Annotated in this window: 15 protein-coding genes; 11 read left to right on the forward strand and 4 right to left on the reverse strand. The window is 66.9% G+C overall.

Annotated features, from left to right (window positions below; translation table 11 throughout):
* Positions 1-191 precede the first annotated feature (191 nt).
* From EV650_RS13535 to EV650_RS13555, 5 genes are read left to right on the forward strand one after another with little or no spacing between them, the layout of a single operon-like run.
* Entirely contained in the window at positions 192-1,856 is a 1,665-nt protein-coding gene (locus EV650_RS13535) for an ABC transporter substrate-binding protein (protein ID WP_238174188.1), read from the forward strand.
* Positions 1,857-1,865: 9 nt separating this feature from the next.
* Entirely contained in the window at positions 1,866-2,855 is a 990-nt protein-coding gene (locus EV650_RS13540) for an ABC transporter permease (RefSeq protein ID WP_134118855.1), read from the forward strand.
* A 15-nt stretch (positions 2,856-2,870) separates the two neighbouring features.
* Positions 2,871-3,785, forward strand: a complete 915-nt coding sequence (locus EV650_RS13545; protein ID WP_238174189.1) for an ABC transporter permease — start codon at positions 2,871-2,873, stop codon at positions 3,783-3,785.
* Positions 3,782-4,666: an ABC transporter ATP-binding protein gene (locus EV650_RS13550; RefSeq protein WP_238174190.1), complete on the forward strand. Its 885-nt coding sequence runs from the start codon at positions 3,782-3,784 to the stop codon at positions 4,664-4,666. The genes EV650_RS13545 and EV650_RS13550 overlap by 4 nt, the downstream gene beginning before the upstream one ends.
* Positions 4,663-5,463, forward strand: coding sequence for an ABC transporter ATP-binding protein (locus EV650_RS13555; RefSeq protein ID WP_134118859.1), 801 nt, complete (start codon positions 4,663-4,665; stop codon positions 5,461-5,463). The genes EV650_RS13550 and EV650_RS13555 overlap by 4 nt, the downstream gene beginning before the upstream one ends.
* A gap of 1 nt (position 5,464) precedes the next feature.
* Here EV650_RS13555 and EV650_RS13560 read toward each other — a convergent pair whose 3' ends face one another.
* Entirely contained in the window at positions 5,465-7,822 is a 2,358-nt protein-coding gene (locus EV650_RS13560; protein ID WP_134118861.1) for a polysaccharide lyase 8 family protein, read from the reverse strand.
* 93 nt (positions 7,823-7,915) lie between these two features.
* Positions 7,916-9,169 carry a radical SAM family heme chaperone HemW gene (gene hemW, locus EV650_RS13565; protein ID WP_134118863.1) on the reverse strand — a complete coding sequence of 418 codons (1,254 nt, stop codon included), beginning with the start codon at positions 9,167-9,169 and terminating at the stop codon, positions 7,916-7,918.
* A 329-nt stretch (positions 9,170-9,498) separates the two neighbouring features.
* On the opposite strand from hemW, the gene EV650_RS13570 reads away from it, so the two are divergent.
* The gene (locus tag EV650_RS13570) at positions 9,499-11,511 is read left to right on the forward strand and encodes an MDR family MFS transporter (RefSeq protein ID WP_134118866.1); all 2,013 of its coding nucleotides are present in this window, start codon (positions 9,499-9,501) and stop codon (positions 11,509-11,511) included.
* 6 nt (positions 11,512-11,517) lie between these two features.
* Here EV650_RS13570 and EV650_RS13575 read toward each other — a convergent pair whose 3' ends face one another.
* Positions 11,518-12,300: an META domain-containing protein gene (locus EV650_RS13575; RefSeq protein ID WP_166678106.1), complete on the reverse strand. Its 783-nt coding sequence runs from the start codon at positions 12,298-12,300 to the stop codon at positions 11,518-11,520.
* Between the two features lie 107 nt (positions 12,301-12,407).
* Between EV650_RS13575 and EV650_RS13580 the strand changes: the two genes are divergently transcribed.
* From EV650_RS13580 to EV650_RS13600, 5 genes are all read left to right on the forward strand, one after another.
* The gene (locus EV650_RS13580) at positions 12,408-13,094 is read left to right on the forward strand and encodes a Crp/Fnr family transcriptional regulator (protein ID WP_166678107.1); all 687 of its coding nucleotides are present in this window, start codon (positions 12,408-12,410) and stop codon (positions 13,092-13,094) included.
* A gap of 103 nt (positions 13,095-13,197) precedes the next feature.
* Positions 13,198-14,094, forward strand: coding sequence for an N-acyl homoserine lactonase family protein (locus tag EV650_RS13585; RefSeq protein ID WP_134118872.1), 897 nt, complete (start codon positions 13,198-13,200; stop codon positions 14,092-14,094).
* Positions 14,091-14,519, forward strand: coding sequence for an SRPBCC family protein (locus EV650_RS13590; protein ID WP_134118874.1), 429 nt, complete (start codon positions 14,091-14,093; stop codon positions 14,517-14,519). The genes EV650_RS13585 and EV650_RS13590 overlap by 4 nt, the downstream gene beginning before the upstream one ends.
* A 112-nt stretch (positions 14,520-14,631) precedes the next feature.
* Positions 14,632-15,507, forward strand: coding sequence for an alpha/beta fold hydrolase (locus EV650_RS13595; protein ID WP_134118876.1), 876 nt, complete (start codon positions 14,632-14,634; stop codon positions 15,505-15,507).
* Positions 15,504-16,181 (forward strand): IMP cyclohydrolase, encoded by a 678-nt coding sequence (locus EV650_RS13600; protein WP_134118878.1) that lies wholly within the window; start codon positions 15,504-15,506, stop codon positions 16,179-16,181. Before EV650_RS13595 ends, EV650_RS13600 begins: the two co-directional genes overlap by 4 nt.
* An 18-nt stretch (positions 16,182-16,199) precedes the next feature.
* Here the strand turns inward: EV650_RS13600 and EV650_RS13605 are convergent, their stop codons facing one another.
* Entirely contained in the window at positions 16,200-18,035 is a 1,836-nt protein-coding gene (locus EV650_RS13605) for an AMP-dependent synthetase/ligase (RefSeq protein ID WP_134118880.1), read from the reverse strand.
* Positions 18,036-18,145 lie beyond the last annotated feature (110 nt).

Consider the following 18,145-nt stretch of genomic DNA (forward strand, 5'->3'; position numbering starts at 1 on the left):
CCTGCGCGGTCAAATCGTTACCCACGCGAACCCTTGCGCCGAGTTTGTTAGGCCAACTAAGTTACCGCCAGCTTCCCTGGCCGGGTGCGCCGGGTGACGCGTTCCAAGGACCGCGTTCGTGCGGATCCTGCCCGGAAAGGAATCCATCAATGCTCCGGAACTCGACGAATCGCACGAGGACGCGCCGCCTGGTGAGCGTCGCCGCCGTCGCGACCGCCACCGCCCTGCTGATCGGCGCGTGCTCCGGCACCGGCACAGGCGCCGGCAACCAGGCCGCCACCAAGGACGCCTCGATCACGGTGTTCAACGGCGCGACCGGCACGATCACCAAGAACTTCAACCCGTTCAGCAGCACCGCTCTGCAGCCGACGCTCGGCGTCATCTACGAGCCGCTGTACTGGTACAACTTCGCCAAGCAGTCCGACCCGACCCCGGTCCTCGCGACCGGCTACTCGTGGAACGCGGCCGGCACCGAGCTGACCATCAAGACCCGCCACGACGTGAAGTGGAACGATGGTCAGCCGTTCACCGCGAAGGACGTAGCTTTCACGTTCAACCTGGTCGCGAAGACACCGGCGCTCAACCCGTCGGGCCTGGCCGCCGTGGCCAAGGCGACCGCGGACGACACCGCCGTACTGACGTTCAAGTCGAAGTCGCTGATGCAGGAGCCGGCGGTGCTCGCCAACCAGGCGATCGTGCCTGAGCACATCTGGAAAGACATCAAGGATCCGACCACGAACATCAATGACAACCCCGTCGGCACCGGTCCGTTCAAACTGAAGTCGTTCACCCCGCAGAGCTACGTGCTGGGGAAGAACGACCAGTACTGGGAGCAGGGCAAGCCGTCGATCAAGGAAGTCCGCTACATCTCGCTCGACTCGGCGGACGCGGCCAGCGCGGCGCTCGTCGCCGGCAAGGTCGACTGGATGAGCGCCTACCTGCCCGGGATCGACAACATCATCAAGTCCGGCAAGGACCTCTCGTACCTGAACACCCCGGTGATGACGACGGTGATCGTGACGTGTTCCAACGCGGCCCTCGGCTGCACCGGACCGCAGACCGACCCGGCCGTTCGCAAGGCGATCTACCTCGCGATGAACCGCGAACAGCTGACCAAGCTGGCCGGTGGCGGAGTCGCTGCCGTCGGATCGCCGACCCTGCTGCTCCCGGGCCGCGACGACAATTGGATCGCGGACGCCGGTACGGCGAAGTTGCCGCAGGCCGCCAACGCCGACGAGGTGAACAAGATCCTCGACGCAGCCGGCTGGACCAAGGGCAGTGACGGCGTACGGGCGAAGGACGGCAAGCGGCTGTCGCTGACCGTCCAGACCGTCACCGGCTGGAGCGACTACATCTCGATCAACGACACCCTCAAGCAGCAACTGTCCGCGGTCGGCATCGAGCTCAAGCCCAGCCAGGTCTCCTGGAACGAGTGGAACGCCGCCCAGACCAATGGGAAGTTCCAGCTCTCGCTCGACTCCGTCGGCCTCGGTGCGTCCACGAACCCCTACTTCACCTACGACAGCAAGCTCGCCACGACGAACACCGCGCCGGTCGGCAAGAGCGCATCGGCCGGCAACCAGTCCCGGTTCTCAGATCCGGCCGTGGACGCGGCCCTCACGGCAGCGGCCGGGACCACGGACCAGGCTGCGCAGAAGGCGGAGTACGCGAAGATCCAGAGCGTCGTCGCGGAGCAGCTGCCCTACATCCCGGTCTACGTGAACTCGATGCTGACCGAGTTCAACACCTCGCGTGCGACCGGCTGGCCGACCAAGGACAACACCTACGTCCTGCCGGCGTCCTGGAAGGCGTGGGACAACGGCATCGTGCTCAAGACGATCACTCCCGCCAAGTAGCGGCCGACTGTGCGCTATCTGCTGCGAAAACTCGTCTTCTACGTCGTCGCCCTCTGGGCGGCGCTGACGCTGAACTTCCTGATTCCCCGGCTGATGCCGGGGAACCCGGTCGACCTGATGCTGTCGAAGCTGGCGACGAAGGGACCGGTCACACCGACGACCCGGGCAGCGATCGAGGCGCTGCTCGGGACGGACTCGCACACGTCGCTGTGGGGCCAGTACTGGAAGTACCTGCACCAGCTCGTGTCCGGGAACCTCGGCACCTCGGTCGCCTACTTCCCGGCGCCGGTCTCCCAGGTCATCGGTCAGACGTTGCCGTGGACGGTCGGTCTGATCGGGCTGGCAACGGTGATCTCGTTCGCGATCGGCATCCTGCTCGGCCGGGCCGCGGGTTGGCGACGCGGTTCGTGGATCGACAACCTCATCCCCGTCACCACCATGCTGCAGTCGGTGCCGTACTTCTGGCTCGCGCTGCTGTTGCTGTTCCTGCTCGGCAGTACGTGGCCGCTCTTCCCCCTCAACGGCGGGTACGACGTGTACTCCGTCACGCCGGGATGGAACCTGCCGTTCCTGCAGTCGGTCGCGTACCACGGCGCGCTGCCGGCGCTGACCATCGTGATCTCGTCGATCGGCGGGTGGATGCTCGGGATGCGCAACATGATGGTCTCGACGCTGTCCGAGGACTTCGTCGTCACCGCCGAGGCGAAAGGACTGACCCCGCGCCGGATCCGCTCGCGCTACGTCGCCCGGAACGCGATCCTGCCGTCGATCTCGGGGTTCGCGATCTCGCTCGGTTTCGTCGTCGCCGGGTCGATCGTCACCGAGGCCGTCTTCTCGTACCCCGGTATCGGGTCCGCGCTACTGCTTGCTGTAGGCAACAACGACTACGCATTGATGCAAGGCGTGTTCCTGATCATCACGCTCGCCGTCCTCGGCGCGAACCTGCTCGTCGACCTGCTGTACGGCGTCATCGACCCACGCACCCGTGCGCGGTCCTGAGAAGGGTGAACTGATTTGGCTATCACCACCGAAGGGGCAGTGCAGGCGGCGACCGCGGCTCCGGCCCGGCGCCGGCTGCCGCCGATGACCCTCAAACTGGCTGTCGGACTGACCATCGCCGGTGTGATCATCCTGTTCGGCGTCGTCGGTCCGCTCCTCGTCGGCAACCCTTCGACCGTCCGGGACATCGGCCTGACGGGACCGGGCAACGGCTTCGTGCTCGGTACGACGCAGACCGGTCAGGACGTCTTCGCCCAACTCGCCCACGCGACCCGGGGATCGCTGATCATCGGCGTCGTGGTGGGTGCGCTCACTCTGCTGCTGTCGTCGTTCTTCGGCATCGTCGGCGCCTTCGTCGGCGGCTGGGCGGACGAGGCGTTCTCGCTGTTCACCAACATCATGCTCGTCATCCCTGGCCTGCCGCTGGTGATCCTGATCTCCAGCTACGTGCCGAACAAGTCGATCTGGCTGGTGGCCGCGGTCCTCGCGATCACCAGCTGGGCGGGTTCGGCCCGCGTACTGCGCGGCTTCACGCTGAGCGTGCGCAGCCGTGACTACGTGCTCGCCGCCCGGATCAGCGGCGAGAAACGCTGGCGGATCCTGCTGGTCGAGATCCTCCCCAACCTGATCCCGCTGCTCGCGTCGCAGGTGGTGTTCGCGGTGATCTTCGCGATCCTCGGCGAGGCCGGCCTGTCGTTCCTCGGCCTGGGCGCCTCCGGATCGTTCACCTGGGGGACGATGCTCTTCTACGCCCAGAACGGCCTCGCGCTCCGACTCGGCGCCTGGTGGTGGTTCGCACCGCCGGGACTGGCGATCGCCCTGTTCGGCGCGGCGCTGTCGCTGATCAACTTCTCGATCGACGAGATCATCAACCCGAAGCTCCGCTCGCAAACGCGTGCCGAACGCAACAAATGGAGCGTGAAGGCATGAATTCCGTTCTCAGCATCGAGAGTCTCAGCGTCGACTACCTGGCCGAGACGACGGTGCACGCCGTCCGCGAGGTGTCGCTCACCCTGGAGCGCGGCGAGATCCTCGGCCTGGCGGGCGAGAGTGGCTGTGGGAAGTCGACGCTGGCGTACGCGATCACCCGGCTGCTGAAACCACCGGCACGGATCACCGCGGGACGGGTGGTCTTCGCGTCCCGTGAGGGGTACGACATCGACCTGTCGAGCCTGGCCGGCGACGACCTGCGCGCGTTTCGCTGGGACAAGATCGCGATGGTGTTCCAGGGCGCGATGAACTCGCTCAATCCGGTACTGCGGATCTCCGAGCAGCTCGAGGACGTCTACATCACCCATCGCCCCGAGCTGACCAAGGCGGAACGCCGGTCGCGCTGCGGCGAGCTGCTCGAACGGGTCGGCGTCGACCGCGACCGGCTCCGCGCCTATCCGCACGAGCTGTCCGGCGGGATGCGGCAGCGGGTGATGATCGCGATGGCACTCGCCCTCGAGCCGCAGGTGCTGATCATGGACGAGCCGACGACCGCTCTCGATGTCGTCGTACAACGGGAGATCCTCCGCGAGATCACCCGGCTGCGGTCGGAGCTCGGGTTCGCGGTCATCTTCATCACCCACGACCTGCCGCTGCTGCTCGAGATCAGTGACCGGATCGCGGTGATGCGCGCGGGCCTGATCGTCGAGCTGGACGACGCGTTGACGCTCTACTCGAAACCCAAGCACCCGTACACCAAGCGGCTGCTCTCGTCGTTCCCCAGCCTCACCGGCGAACGCGGCGGCTTCGTCCGGACCGGCGAACTGTCGCTGGACGAGACCGAACAGACCGTCGAGGCCGTTGAGATGGAGATCCAATGAGTGTGCTCGAGATGCGCGAGGTCGTGAAGGATTATCGGCTGCGCAACGGTTTGCGGAGCACGCGGTTGCGGGCCGTCGACCACGTCAGCTTCGAGCTGAAGCCAGGTCGCACGATCGCGCTGGTCGGACAGTCCGGTTCGGGCAAGTCGACGATCGCCAAGCTGCTGATGCAACTCGAACGGCCGACCGCCGGATCGATCCTCGTCGACGGCGAGCCGATGCGGTACCACGGTGCCGGCGCGGCGGCGTACCGGAAGGCCGTGCAGATGGTGTTCCAGGATCCGTTCGGGTCGTTGAACCCGTACCACACGATCGCTCATCACCTGGCCCGGCCGGTGAAGCTCCATCACCCGGACTTCACCCGCGAGCAGGTCGCCGACCGGGTGCTGGAGCTGTTGCACCGGGTCCGGCTGGACGAAGACTTCGCCAGCCGGAAGCCGCACGAGTTGTCCGGTGGCCAGCGGCAACGAGTCGCGATCGCCCGAGCACTCGCGCCGGAGCCCGCGATCCTGGTCGCCGACGAACCCGTATCGATGCTCGACGTGTCGATCCGGCTCGGAGTACTCAACCTACTCGCGGCACTCCAGCGGGAGGAGAACCTCGGCGTCCTGTACATCACCCACGACCTCGCGACGGCGCGGCACTTCAGCGACGAGATCATGGTTCTGTACCGCGGCGCCGTCGTCGAGCGTGGCCCGGCCGACGACGTGATCCTGAATCCGCAGCACGAGTACACCCAACTGCTCGCCGAGGCCGCTCCGGCGCCGGAGCGGCGGCTCGCGGAGCTCGGTCCCTGACTCAGTGGAACGACGCGGTATGGGTCGCGCCGTTGGTGCCGCCAACGGCAACGTCGAGGACGAGCTGTCTGCCGATCGCGACCACCGTGATCGCCGGGTCCGCTGTGACGACGGCGCGGACCCGCTGATCGATGGTCAGCCGGACTGTCTGAACCGTCCGGCTCGGATCGGACATGGCGATCGTCGTGGTGCGACCGTCCTTGCCCACCACCACTGAGGCCGGCCCGTCCGTGGTGATTCCGCCGGCCGTCGACGCCGCCCAGAAGTTCGCCAGCGTCAGCTGCTCGCGGTGTGAACGGATCGCTTGCACTGTCGCGGTGTTGGCAAGAATGCTGACACCGGGATCGACGGCCCTCGCCGCGGTCTCCCACTTGCTTGCCCCGGGCAACAGGATGTAGGCGTAGCTGCCGGCTTCGGTGCCGTGCTCCAGGACGAGCTTCGCGTAGCGACGCGTGTACGGCGTGGTTGAACCGGCTGTGTCGTTGCCGATGTTGATCTCCGACCAGGACCCGGTCCGGTCCTCGCGTTCGGCCCGCAGTCGTCCGCCCTGCGGGAAGACGTAGCCCGCGACACCGTCCAGGTGTGCCCAGTGCGGATTGTTGTAGGTGCCGATTGTTGACAATCCATTGATCAGCAGGGCCGCCGTACCGTTCTCGTGCAGGTTGCGGTTCTCGACGATCGTCTCGACCGGGTAGCCGTCAGTGCCGGTGATCCCGGCGCCGAGGGAAACGACCGAGTCGCGCAAGCAGAACCAGGACTTCCTTGCCTGCAAGGTCTTGTCGTAGTTGATCAAGTGCATCCCGACCGCACCGGCGACCTCGCGGTACGACGCCCCGCCGACCCAATCGGCGTACGCCGCGACAGTGCCAGTGCCGGCGCCCGTCCCGCCGGGCTGACGGGTTTGCGTGCTGACTGTCGTACCCGGCATCCGCTGGGCGTCGACGGTCGGCCAGTAGGCGTCGTAGTACTGGGACTGGTCGGCGGCGTAGAGGTACGTCATGCCATCACCGACGTACCAGCCGCGGAGGTTCTCGCCGTTGCCCCACTCGTAGCGGGCCATCCGTTTCGACGACATCGCGATCGCGAAGGTCCAGCCCGGACGACGATGGACGACGCGGTCCTGGTTGTAGAACTGGAAGTGCTGCGGGGTCGCGGGCGCGGGCTTGACCTGCGTGTCGGCCAGGAGTGCCTTCGCGCGGGAGATCTCCGGGATCGACGCACCGGGCAGATAGTCGTTGAGGCCGTCGCGAGTGATCCAGCCCTTGGCGAGCGCCTTGTACCGGGACGCATACGGCTCGGCGACACCGCTCGCCAGCAACAGCACGGTCGACGTGGTGGCGTGACCGTTGCGGTGGTCGCCGCCGGCCCCGCGAGAGATCGCGCGACCGGAAACGCAGTCCATCATCAGGCCGTCGACCAGGAACGGGGCGAAGCTCGCGTCGACCGCGTCCAGGAGTACGGCGCGATTCGGGTCGGTGATCTCCCAGCTGGAGCCGCCGAGCAGCGAGACGAGGTTCGCGACACCGCCGAGGGCGACGTTTCCGTAGCTGCCGACGTACGCGAGATTGCCGTGCTGGATGAACGAGCCGTCGCGGTAGAAGCCGTCGCCGGAGGTGACATAGGTGAACACGCTGTTCTTGCCGGCCTCGGCGACGTCGCTCAACGCGTCACGGCCGGCGGCGAGCTTGTCGGCGGACTTGCCGACGATGCCGCGGAGGGCGACGATCAGCGCCTTGTCGACCCGGTTCGCCCCGGTCTCGCGAACGGTGGGCGAGTTGGTCCGGCGGTTCGGATCCGGGTCGAAGTGATCGACGACCTTCAGGTATGCCGTGAGTTGGCCGGCGGACAGCACGTCGTACGCGAGGATGCAGGTGTCGAGGAGGGCGCGCGGGGCGCCGATCTCCCAGAACCACCAGTTGCCGGTCTCTGCGAGCGTCTCGTTGAAGGCGTTCACGTTGAGGAAGTCGAGCGCCGAGCTCAACTGTTCGCCCGGGTCGGCGCTCAGTGTCGCGCCGGTGGTCGCCCGGGCGAGGGCGATCGTCTTCAGGCGCGTGTAGCTGATGGAGAAGTTCCCGCTCAACGGGCTGAGCGGCACATCCGCCCACAACGCGGTCCGATCCGACGCGGTGATCATCGTGTCGACGAACTGCTGGGCCTGCGTGCTCAGCTTGGTGAGCGCGGCCGTGTAGGCGGGATCGGTCGCGTCGATCGCTCCGCCGGTGGTGAGTTCGGCCCACCGCGCTCGCAGTACGTCGAACTCGTCGTCCGCGAACGCCTCGGTGGGCAGTCGGAGGGTGGTCAGGGCTCCAGCTGCGAGCCCGGCCTGAAGCAGCAGGCGTCGGCTGATGAAGGGCGGCATCGCGACTCCTCGAGAGTGGGTAAACGCTTGCCGCGATCCTGCCGTCTGCTCATAACAGTCGTCAACAGCTTGGAGTGATCACTTCTGATCACTTCACGGGAGCAGGTCGCGCACCACCGCATCGGCCAGCAACCGGCCTCTTGGGGTCAGCACGAGCCGACCACCAGCCGCGCTCTCCGTGCTCTCCTTGCTTTCCGGCGGGGTCGAGGCGATCGTCGCCAAGCCGTTCTGGAGGACCGACTTGGCCGCGGCGCGGCCTGCCTCGTCCAGGACCTCGAGCGGGAGGCCGTCGGAGAGTCTGACTTCGAGGAGGACTCGTTCGACCCGGCGGGTTTCGGGGTCGAGGGTTTCGCGGGCGTGCGCCGGGCTCTCGCCGGCGTTGAGGCGTTCGGCGTACGCGGACGGGTGCTTGACGTTCCACCAGCGGATGCCGCCGACGTGGCTGTGCGCGCCGGGACCGATCCCCCACCAGGTGTCGCCGCGCCAGTAGAGCTCGTTGTGCCGGCAGCGCGCCGCCGTACTGCGGGCCCAGTTGGAGACCTCGTACCAGTGCAGGCCTTCGGCGGACAGCATCTCGTCGGCCAGCACGTACTTGTCGGCCAGATCGTCGTCATCCGTCATCGGCAGTTCGCCGCGACGGATCCGCCGGGCCAACTGCGTCCCGTCCTCGACGATCAACGCGTACGCGCTGACGTGATCCGGCTGGACCGACAACGCCGACTCCAGCGACCCGCGCCAGTCGTCGAGCGACTCCCCCGGCGTCCCGTAGATCAGGTCGAGGTTCACGTGCTCGAACCCGGCCGCGGTCGCCTCCTTCACCGCCTGCAGCGCCCGGCCGGGTGTGTGCTGCCGGTCCAGGATCCGCAGCACCTGCGACGACGCGCTCTGCATCCCGAAACTGACCCGCGTGAACCCCGCCTCGAGCAACGCCTCGAGGTACGCGGGATCGACGGACTCCGGATTCGCCTCGGTCGTCACCTCCGCCCCGGGCGCGAGACCGAACTCGTCCCGGACGGCCGCGAGCATCTTCCCGAGATCCGCGGCCGGCAGCAACGTCGGCGTACCGCCACCGAAGAACACGGTGTCGACCGGCCGATCCAGCTCCCCGAGGACCCGGCGAGCCATCCGGACCTCGCCGACCGCCGTCTCGGCGTACGACGCCTGCGATCCGCCACCACCGAGCTCGGTCGCGGTGTAGGTGTTGAAGTCGCAGTACCCGCACCGCGAAGCGCAGAACGGGACATGCAGGTAGAACCCCAGCGGCCGCGACCCCGCCTCACGAACAGCAGCATCCGGCAACGCCCCATCCCGGGGCGCAACCTCCCCCTCAGGCAATGTCGACGGCACCCACCCATCCTACGAACCCCCGCCACACGCGTACCGACGGACGGGTAGTAGCGGACTGCCCGTCGGCCATCCCCGACCAAGTCCCGCCTGGACACCCCCATCACACGTGCCACCAACCGACTACTACCCGTCCGTCGGTACGGCCAGCCCGCGACCCCGCACTTCGACCTTGTGCACCAGAGCCGTACCCCGGCGGGGTTCGGGCACGGCTTCGGTGCACAAAGTCGAGGAGCCGGGTGGGTGGTGGGTGGGAGTGGTGGCGAAGTTTCTTGACCGGATCTCCGTCGTTTCGTGGTCACAGAAGGTCCGGAGATGGCTACATTCGGCTCATGGACACCGAGGCTCAGCCTGTCGGACGCGGCACCCGGAACGCGGTCGTGGTCGCGATCATGCTCGGAATGTTGCTCGCGGCCCTCGATCAGACGATCGTGGCGACCGCGCTGCCGACCATCGTCAGCGACCTGGGCGGCGCCAACCACCTGTCCTGGGTGGTCACGTCGTACCTGCTCGCCGAGACGATCATGACCGCGCTGATCGGCAAGTTCGGCGACCTGTACGGGCGCAAGCCGATGTTCCTGACCAGCGTCGTGCTGTTCCTGGCCGGCTCGGCGTTGTGCGGGATGGCCCACTCGATGCTGTGGCTGGTCGGCTCCCGCGCGATCCAGGGCCTCGGCGCCGGCGGCCTGATGGTGACCGCGATGGCGGTGATCGCGGACGTCGTACCGCTGAGCGAACGCGGCAAGTACCAGGGTGTGATGGGTTCGGTCTTCGGCGTCTCGACCGTCGCCGGCCCGCTGCTCGGCGGGCTGTTCGTCGACCACCTGAGCTGGCGGTGGGCGTTCTACGTGAACATCCCGCTCGGCATCGTCGTACTGATCGTCGCCTCGATCACGTTGCCGTCGGTGAAGGCCGCGGTCGGGCCGAAGATCGACTATCTCGGGATCCTGTTCATAGGCCTGGCGGCGACCGGGCTGACGCTGGTGACGACGTGGGGCGGGAACGAGTACGACTGGACGTCGACCGTGATCATCGCGATGGCGGTCGGGTCGATCCTTGCGCTGGTCATCTTCGTGATGGTCGAGCAACGGGCGGCCGAGCCGTTACTGCCGTTGCGGCTGTTCCGGTCCGGAGTATTCACGGTGTGCTCGGTGCTGAGCTTCATCATCGGGTTCGCGATGCTGGGTGGGGTCACGTATCTGCCGACGTACCTGCAGTTCGTGCACGGCGCTTCGGCGACCGAGTCCGGTTTGCAGATGCTGCCGCTGGTGATGGGGCTCCTGGTCGCGTCGGTCGGGGTCGGTCAGGTGATCAGCAAGACCGGTCGCTACCGGCTGTTCCCGATCGTGGGCACGGTCCTGATCGGTGTCGGTCTCTTCCTGCTGTCGCTGATGGACAATTCGACGTCGTACGTCGTGACGGCCGGCTACATGGTCGTCCTCGGTGTGGGTGTCGGTCTGTGTATGCCGGTGCCGACCGTCGTCGTCCAGAGCACCGTCGACTACGCGGACCTCGGCGTCGCGACCTCCGGCGTGAGCTTCCTGCGCACGATGGGCAGCTCGTTCGGGGTTGCCGTCTTCGGGTCCATCTACTCCCACCAACTGCCGGTTCACCTGGCTGAAGCCGTCAAGGCCACCGGCGCGGATCCCCGGGTGGTGACGACGGTCGAAGGCGTGCGCAAGCTACCGGAGTCGATGCGATCAGCGGTCACGGCGGCGTACGCGGACTCCTTGCACACGGTGTTCCTGTGGGCCGTCCCGGTGGCGGCGCTCGGCTTTCTGACTGCGTTGCTGCTGAAGGAGGTCCCGCTCCGCGACACCGCCCGGATGGCCGCGTCCGACGTCGGCGAGAACTTCGGCGCACCCTCCTCGTTCGACTCCGAGCACGAACTGCAGAAGCTCGCGGCCCTCGTCGTACGGCACCACAAGCGCAACCCCGCACCCGAGGTGCTCGCCGAGTCCGGGCTGCCGCTCAGCCACGCCCAGGCCTGGATGATCATGCGGGTGTTCCGCGGCGGGGCAGAGAAGGGTTCCGCGACGCTGGCCGAGATGACCGGTGACCTCCGGATGCCACCCGGCGTACTCGAACCGCTCGCCACCCAACTGGTTGCCGGCGGCTACCTTTCCGAGACCCTCGGCCACTACCGCTTCACGCCGCTCGGAATGGAGATGTTCCAGCGCTTCGTCGGCGCGTTCCGGATCTGGATGCTCGACCGCCTGACCGACTGGGACCCCGAACACTCCGACGCCTTCTCCCTCGCCGTCGACCGCATCGCCGAACAAATGATCGACCAAGGCCAATCCCTAACCACCGGCAAACACGCCGCCCTAGCCGCAACGAGCTGACCAGTCTCACAAAGACCCGGCGGGAGATCCGTCCGGGCGTACGGCGACGAGGTTGAGACCGGTCGTTCTTGTCGGGCCGCGGAGTTTCATGCGGTTGGACTCGATCGTGTAGGTGAGCGGGGTGCGGAGGTTCTCGAGGACGACTTGTTCCAGGTCCGCGGCTCGTCCTCTGGGGTGCGTGGTCTCGACTGTGAGCTCGCTGAAGACGAGCGTCGAGCCGTCGCGGGACACTGTCGCGGTGAAGGAGCTGCTGCCGGTCGAGCCGGTGACGTGGGTGCCGTTGATGGTGAGGCCGGCCTTACCGATCACGACGAGGCTACGCGGACCGGCGAGGATGAAGTGTTCGAAGACGTCCCCGCGGACCACTGACTCGACCTGCCAGGTGCTGCCTTCGAGCGGAAAGTCGGGGTTGGCGAGGCGGCGGTCGAGAAGTACGAGCGTCGTGCCACCGCTGGTCAGCGTGAGCGTGTCACCGTCGACAACGCCGTCCGACTGCATCAGCAGCCCGGCGAGCCAGTCGTCTTGAGCCTCGAGTTCAGGACCGCATCCCACTTGAGTCTGGATGTGCGGCTCGAAGCGCAGTAGGCCGTCGACGACCTGGATCACCCCGCTGAGCTGGTTGCAGCCGGCGATCGCGATGAACACGCCGTCTTTCCGGACGGTCACCCGAATTCGAGTCCCCGGCACCAACTGTCGGTCCACCCCGGCTTCGGTTACGGCGACCGACAGATAGGTCTTCCCGATCGGCGATCCTTCCCCAGGGATCACCGGCCCGTACCCCTGCGTCATACGCCACCCCCTTTCCTCGCATCCTCCACCGCTCGGCTCTCCCCCGCCAGTAGGTTGCAGCGTCGGCCGCTGTCGAGGTCTTGCGCAGAGTGGCGGATGCTTGGGGTGTGGGTGATGGAGATGTGGTGGCTGCTCTGGCGGGGAGTTTTCTCGGCGGGCTTCCGGATGAGCTGATCGGGCGGTTGCTGGCGACCGGTGATCGGGTTGATTACCCGGCGGGTAGCACGTTGTACCGGGAGCGGTCTTCTCCTCGGGCGGTGCTGGTCGTGCGCGGGCTGTTGCGCGTCTACATGTCATCGCCCGAGGGACGTCAGGTGACGGTGCGGTACGCGCGCGCTCGCGACGTACTCGGGATTGCCGTCCTCGTCGCCGGGCCGGCCGATGTCGGCGTACAGACGCTGGCTGACTGCACCTTGTTCCGGATCGACGCCGGCCTGCTGACCACCGCCGCACGCAATGACAGCCGGGTCGGATGGGCGCTGGCACAGGAGCTCAGCCGCCGGCTGTACGAGAACCTCCAGCAGACCGCGGTCAACGCCTTCGGCACTGTGCGGCAGCGGGTTGCCGCCCACCTGCTGGACCTGGCGTCCACTCAGCAAAGTCCGCGCGGCGAGCTCGTCGCCCGGGTATCGCAGCAGGAGCTCGCGGATGCCGTCGGCTCGGTCCGTGAGGTGGTGGCGCGCGTACTGCGCGACTTCCGGCTGGCCCAGCTGGTCGCCACCTCGGCGGACAGCGTCCACATCCTCGACGCCACCGGGCTCCACGACCAGACCTGGAACCCCGACGACGAATGACTCCGGCGCACGACAAAAGTCACAGACAGGCCGCGATCGCGGGCGAAGACTGATGCCCTCGGCCCCGAATTCGTCGGGACCGATCGGCACCTCAGGAGTCCAGATGTCCACGGAAGCGACACGATTGCCGGCGCGGACCGGTACCGGCGACCCGGTCCGGGCGGTGTCGGTGATCAGCACCGGCAGCGTAGAGATCCACCCCGAACACGCCTACGGAACGAAGAAACCGCTGTACTGGTGGCTGCTCACCTCCCACCGATGGCTGCCACCTCGGCCGATCAACGTGTACGTCGTTGAGCACACGAACGGACTGGTGTTGTTCGACACCGGCCAGGATCGCGCCTCGGTGACCGATCCGACGTACTTCCCGGGCGGATTCAACGGCGTCGTCTACGACCGGCTGGCCAAGTTCCACATCGCCGAGCACGAGACCCTCGACGCGCAGCTGGGCACACTCGGATACTCGACCGCCGACGTCGACAAGGCAGTCATCTCCCACCTGCACCAGGACCACATCGGCGGGATCCCACAACTCCGCGACAGCGAGCTCCTCATCACTGCTGCGGAATGGGCCCAACTGTCCGGATTCTCCCCCGAGGCCCGCGGCTTCCTCCGGACGCACATCGACGTACCCGGCACGCACTGGGAACACATCGACTTCGGCACCGACCTGGGCCTGGCGCCCTTTCCTCGAGCGTTCGACGTGATGGGCGACGGATCGATCGTCGTACTCCCCACGCCCGGTCACACGCCGGGGTCGGTCTCGATGCTGGTACGTCGGCGCGACCTGCCACCGCTGCTCATGGTCGGCGACCTCACCTACCAGGCGGATCTGCTCGAACGCCGCCAGCTCCCAGGAGTCGGCGACCGGGGCGAACTCGCCCACACCACCGACAAGGTCCTGGCGCTCGCCGAGCTGTTGCCCGGCCTTGTCGTCCTCCCCGCCCACGACCCGACCGCGGCCCAGCGCCTGGTCGACAGCTCTCGGCGGTCCGAGTGAAATTCACCAACACGATCACCATCGAACGACCGCCGGCAACGGTCTTCGCCTATCTGGCGAACCTGGAGAACCTCCCCCAGTGGAACTACGCCTTGTCCGAAACCCAGCAGGTCACGCCCGGCCCACCCGGCGTCGGCACCCGGTACCGGCAGATCCGCACGATCCCCGTTCACACAGAGGAATCCCTGGAGATCATCGAGCTCGCCCCGAACCGTAAGCTCACCGTCCAGGGCACCCTCAGCTCCCTTCCGGCCATCCTCACCTACACCCTCGACGCGACCGACGGCACCACCGCGCTCACAAACACGGTCGACATCCGGCCCCCGCGTCCGTTGAACCTCCTGGCCCCCATCGCCCTCAGCCGCGTCAAGTCCGCCGTCGCCGCAAACCTGGCCGTTCTGAAACAACTCCTCGAACAGTCATAGCCGGCACGAACCCAGCGGGGTGGGGACAAGTGCAGGGTGGTTGAGGAGGTCTCCTCCGTCGCGTGCTGGCCGTCCTCGCCTACCTGAACCGCTGAACCGTATCCTCGGCACCATGTTGAGTGATGGAGTGCGGACGATCGCCGCGGGCGGGGTCGACCATTGGGTCCGGGTCGCCGGCGCGGGCAATGACGGAGTACCGCTGGTGTTGGTGCACGGCGGGCCGGGTGAGAGTTCGTACTCGATCGAGCGGTCCGTTGGTGACGAGGTCGCGAAGCTTGCGCCGGTGGTCTTCTACGACCAGCGCGGATGTGGCCGGTCGGCGCGTCCGTCCGACACCAGCACGTACACGATGGCTCAGCTCGTCGCCGACCTCGAGGAACTCCGCATCGCCTTGGGCGTCGACCGCATCATCCCCTGGGGTGTCTCGTTCGGTTGCCTGCTGGCCGCGGAGTACGCCGTTGCCCACAGCAACCATGTGGATCGGCTGGTCCTGCACGCGCCACCGATCGTCGATCCGCTGCACCCCGGCCTGTGGACGATGCGGCCCAGCGCCGTCGACCCGTTCCTCACGCCGACCGAGCGGGAGGCGCTTCGTACTCAACTGGAGCCCCTCACCGATCCCATCGAGCGCACACTCGCCGCCATCGGCGCGATCTCGCAGAGCGAGAACGCCGTCAACTTCTTCTACTACGACACGGCCAACATCCCCACCGACGACCCCGAGACGCCAGAATCCAACCTGGAGATGGCGCTCGCCCTCGTCGGCACCGAACGCCCCGACCTAGCCGATGACCTGTCCGCCGTCGACGTACCCACCCTCATTCTCGCCGGCCTCTGGGACCGCCACGTCGGCTTCGACATCCCCCGCGATCTGGCCGGTCGCTTGCCCCAGGCAACCCTCGAGATCTTCGACCGATCAGCACACTCGATCGACCAGGAAGAGCCCACCGACTACGTCGATGCCATCCGCAACTTCCTGGGGCGATGATGCAGACTCTCCAAACGACGGTCGAGTATCCCGGCCGCGGCCTGGCCATCGGCCGCGACCCTGACGGCGTACCGTTCTTCACCTACTGGCTGACCGGCCGTTCCCCTGCGTCCCAGGCTCGCGAGCTCGTTGTCCACGATCGCGAGATCATCGTCCGCGACACCTCCGGCGGCCCGGCCGACGACCTCCGCCACTACACCGCCGCCACCCGCGGAGACGACTGGGTCATCGTCGGCAACGGCACCCAGGTCAGCGATCTGACTGCCCTACGCCCACAACAACCCGACCTACAGCTGGCTCTGCGGGACCTCACCTACGAACCCGACCCACCGATCCGCACCCCACGCATCACCGCCGCCGCCACGATCACAGGCACCGAACTCACCGAGGTCGTGGTCGGATCAGCCCGCGCGTACGACGGTGCACCCGAGCTCACCGAGCACCCATCGCTCTACGCGGCCCGGATCCCGCCAGGCTCCGCCATCAGCACAACCACCTACAACGGCACCGCATCCGCCGTCATCACAGACGGCCGGCCCACAACGGCAACCGTCCCGTCCTCGTGGACCGCGATCACCGAAACTCTCTGGGCCGCCCTCAACCCATCCCTGCGGATCGCCATCGCGACCGTCCGGCTGGACGAGGCCACCTTCGCCAACGCCGATCTCCGGTGACCAGTTGATCGCCGGCTGTTACTCGTACATCTTGTCGAGTAGGTCGGCGTACTGGGTTTCTACGTACTTGCGTTTGAGTTTGAGGCTGGGGGTCATTTCGCCGGACTCGATGGTGAGGTCTCGGTCGAGGATGGTGAACTTCTTGATGGTTTCCCAGCGGTTGAGGGTGGCGTTGAGTTCGTCGACGTAGCCCTGGACCATCGTGTGGGCGGCGTCCGAGGTGACGATCTCGGCGTACGGCTTGCCGGCCAGGCCGTTCGACGCGGCCCAGCCGACGATCGCGTCGGGGTCGAGGGTGACCAGGGCGGAGACGAAGTTGCGCAGGTTGCCGTGGACGATGAACTGGCTCGCGTACGGGCAGATTGTCTTGAAGCGACCCTCGATCACCTGTGGGGCGACGTACTTCCCGCCCGAGGTCTTGAAGAGGTCCTTCTTCCGGTCGGTGATGAACAGGAACTCGTCCTCGAAGTGCCCGATGTCTCCGGTGTGGAACCAGCCGTCGGCGTCGATCACCTCGGCCGTCTGGGCGGGCTGGTTGTGATATCCGCTCATCACGCCGTCGCCCTTGACCAGGATCTCGCCGTCCTCGGCGACCTTGAACTGCGTGCCGGGGAAGGCCGGTCCGACGCTTCCCAGCCGGTACTGCGTCGGCCGGTTCAGCGACGCCCCCGCCGCCGTCTCCGTCAGGCCGTACCCCTCGAGGATCAGCAACCCGGCCGCGTGGAACCACTCCGCCAGCGTCTTGTCCAGCGCTGCCGATCCGGACACGAAGAACCGGATCCGCCCACCGAACCGCGCCCGGATCTTCGACAGCACCAGCCGATCGGCGGCGGCGAACTGAGCTGCGAGCAGACCGCTCGGCTCCTTGCCGGCCTGCCGTGAAGCGGAAACCTTGGCTCCCACCCCGAACGCCCAGTCGAACAGCTTGGCCCGCGCCCCGCCCTCGGACTGGATCATCGTCCGGATCCGTGCATGCGCCTTCTCGAAGATCCGCGGCGCCGCCGCCATGAACGTCGGCTGTACGATCGCCGCATTGTCGACAATCTTGTCGATCCGTCCGTCGACCGCCGTCGCGAACCCGATCTGGCACTGCACGGCGACCAGCACCTGACCGAACACGTGCGACAACGGCAACCAGAGGAACTGCAGGTCGTCGGGTGAAAGCACCCGCATCCCCTCGACCGCGGCACCCTCGTACGTCCACACCGAGTGCGGCAACCGCACACCCTTCGGCCGCCCGGTCGTGCCGGACGTGTAGATCAACGTGCAGAGATCGTCAGGCTTGATCCCCGCAATCCGCTCGTCGACCGCGGACGGGTGCTCGGTCAGGTAGTCGTCCCCCAGTACGTCGAGGTCGCCCAGGCTGATCACCCAGTCGCCGTCGCTGTCCAGCGGCGTACCGTCGATCAGCACGACCTTCCGCAGCGACGGTGTCTCGGACCGGTACTCGCGGAGCTTGTCGACCTGTCCCGCGTCCTCGGCGAACACGATCTGCAAGTCGGCATCCGCCACGATGAACGCCACGTCCGAGGACATTGTCGACGGGTAGATTGTCGTCGTCGCGGCCGCGGCGAGTACGGCGGCCAGGTAGCTCTCGATCCACTCGATCCGGGTGCTGGACGCGATCCCGACGCGCTGCTCGGGTTCGACGCCGAGCGCGATCAGTCCGGCCGCGCGCCGGCGGGTCAGCTCCTCGGTCTCCCGCCAGGTCACCGACTTCCATTGCTCCCCGCGAGGGAACCGGAACGCCTCCCGCGCAGGGGTCGCCTCGACCCGCTCCAGGAACATCTGGGCCATCGTGTCCTTGCGGTTGCTGAGGAGCGCGAGTTGGCCGGAGTCGGCGACAGGCGTCATGACTGGCCTCCAATCAGGGGGTCAAGTAACCGGAGAGTAATAGCTATCCAGTACTCCTGACCATGCCACTCGCTTGCCCGGCCGAACCTTCTCCATTACGTTTCCGCAAC

It is taken from the genome of Kribbella kalugense (assembly GCF_004365875.1).
In the GTDB taxonomy this organism is placed as follows: domain Bacteria; phylum Actinomycetota; class Actinomycetes; order Propionibacteriales; family Kribbellaceae; genus Kribbella; species Kribbella kalugense.

Excerpts from the sequence above, each read along its gene's own strand:
- EV650_RS13555 (WP_134118859.1), top strand. The coding sequence starts at position 4,663 with ATGAGTGTGCTCGAGATGCGCGAGGTCGTGAAGGATTATCGGCTGCGC.
- EV650_RS13570 (WP_134118866.1), top strand. The coding sequence starts at position 9,499 with ATGGACACCGAGGCTCAGCCTGTCGGACGCGGCACCCGGAACGCGGTC.
- EV650_RS13605 (WP_134118880.1), bottom strand. The coding sequence starts at position 18,035 with ATGACGCCTGTCGCCGACTCCGGCCAACTCGCGCTCCTCAGCAACCGC.
- EV650_RS13550 (WP_238174190.1), top strand. The coding sequence starts at position 3,782 with ATGAATTCCGTTCTCAGCATCGAGAGTCTCAGCGTCGACTACCTGGCC.
- EV650_RS13560 (WP_134118861.1), bottom strand. The coding sequence starts at position 7,822 with ATGCCGCCCTTCATCAGCCGACGCCTGCTGCTTCAGGCCGGGCTCGCA.
- EV650_RS13600 (WP_134118878.1), top strand. The coding sequence starts at position 15,504 with ATGATGCAGACTCTCCAAACGACGGTCGAGTATCCCGGCCGCGGCCTG.
- EV650_RS13575 (WP_166678106.1), bottom strand. The coding sequence starts at position 12,300 with ATGACGCAGGGGTACGGGCCGGTGATCCCTGGGGAAGGATCGCCGATC.
- EV650_RS13595 (WP_134118876.1), top strand. The coding sequence starts at position 14,632 with ATGTTGAGTGATGGAGTGCGGACGATCGCCGCGGGCGGGGTCGACCAT.
- EV650_RS13585 (WP_134118872.1), top strand. The coding sequence starts at position 13,198 with ATGTCCACGGAAGCGACACGATTGCCGGCGCGGACCGGTACCGGCGAC.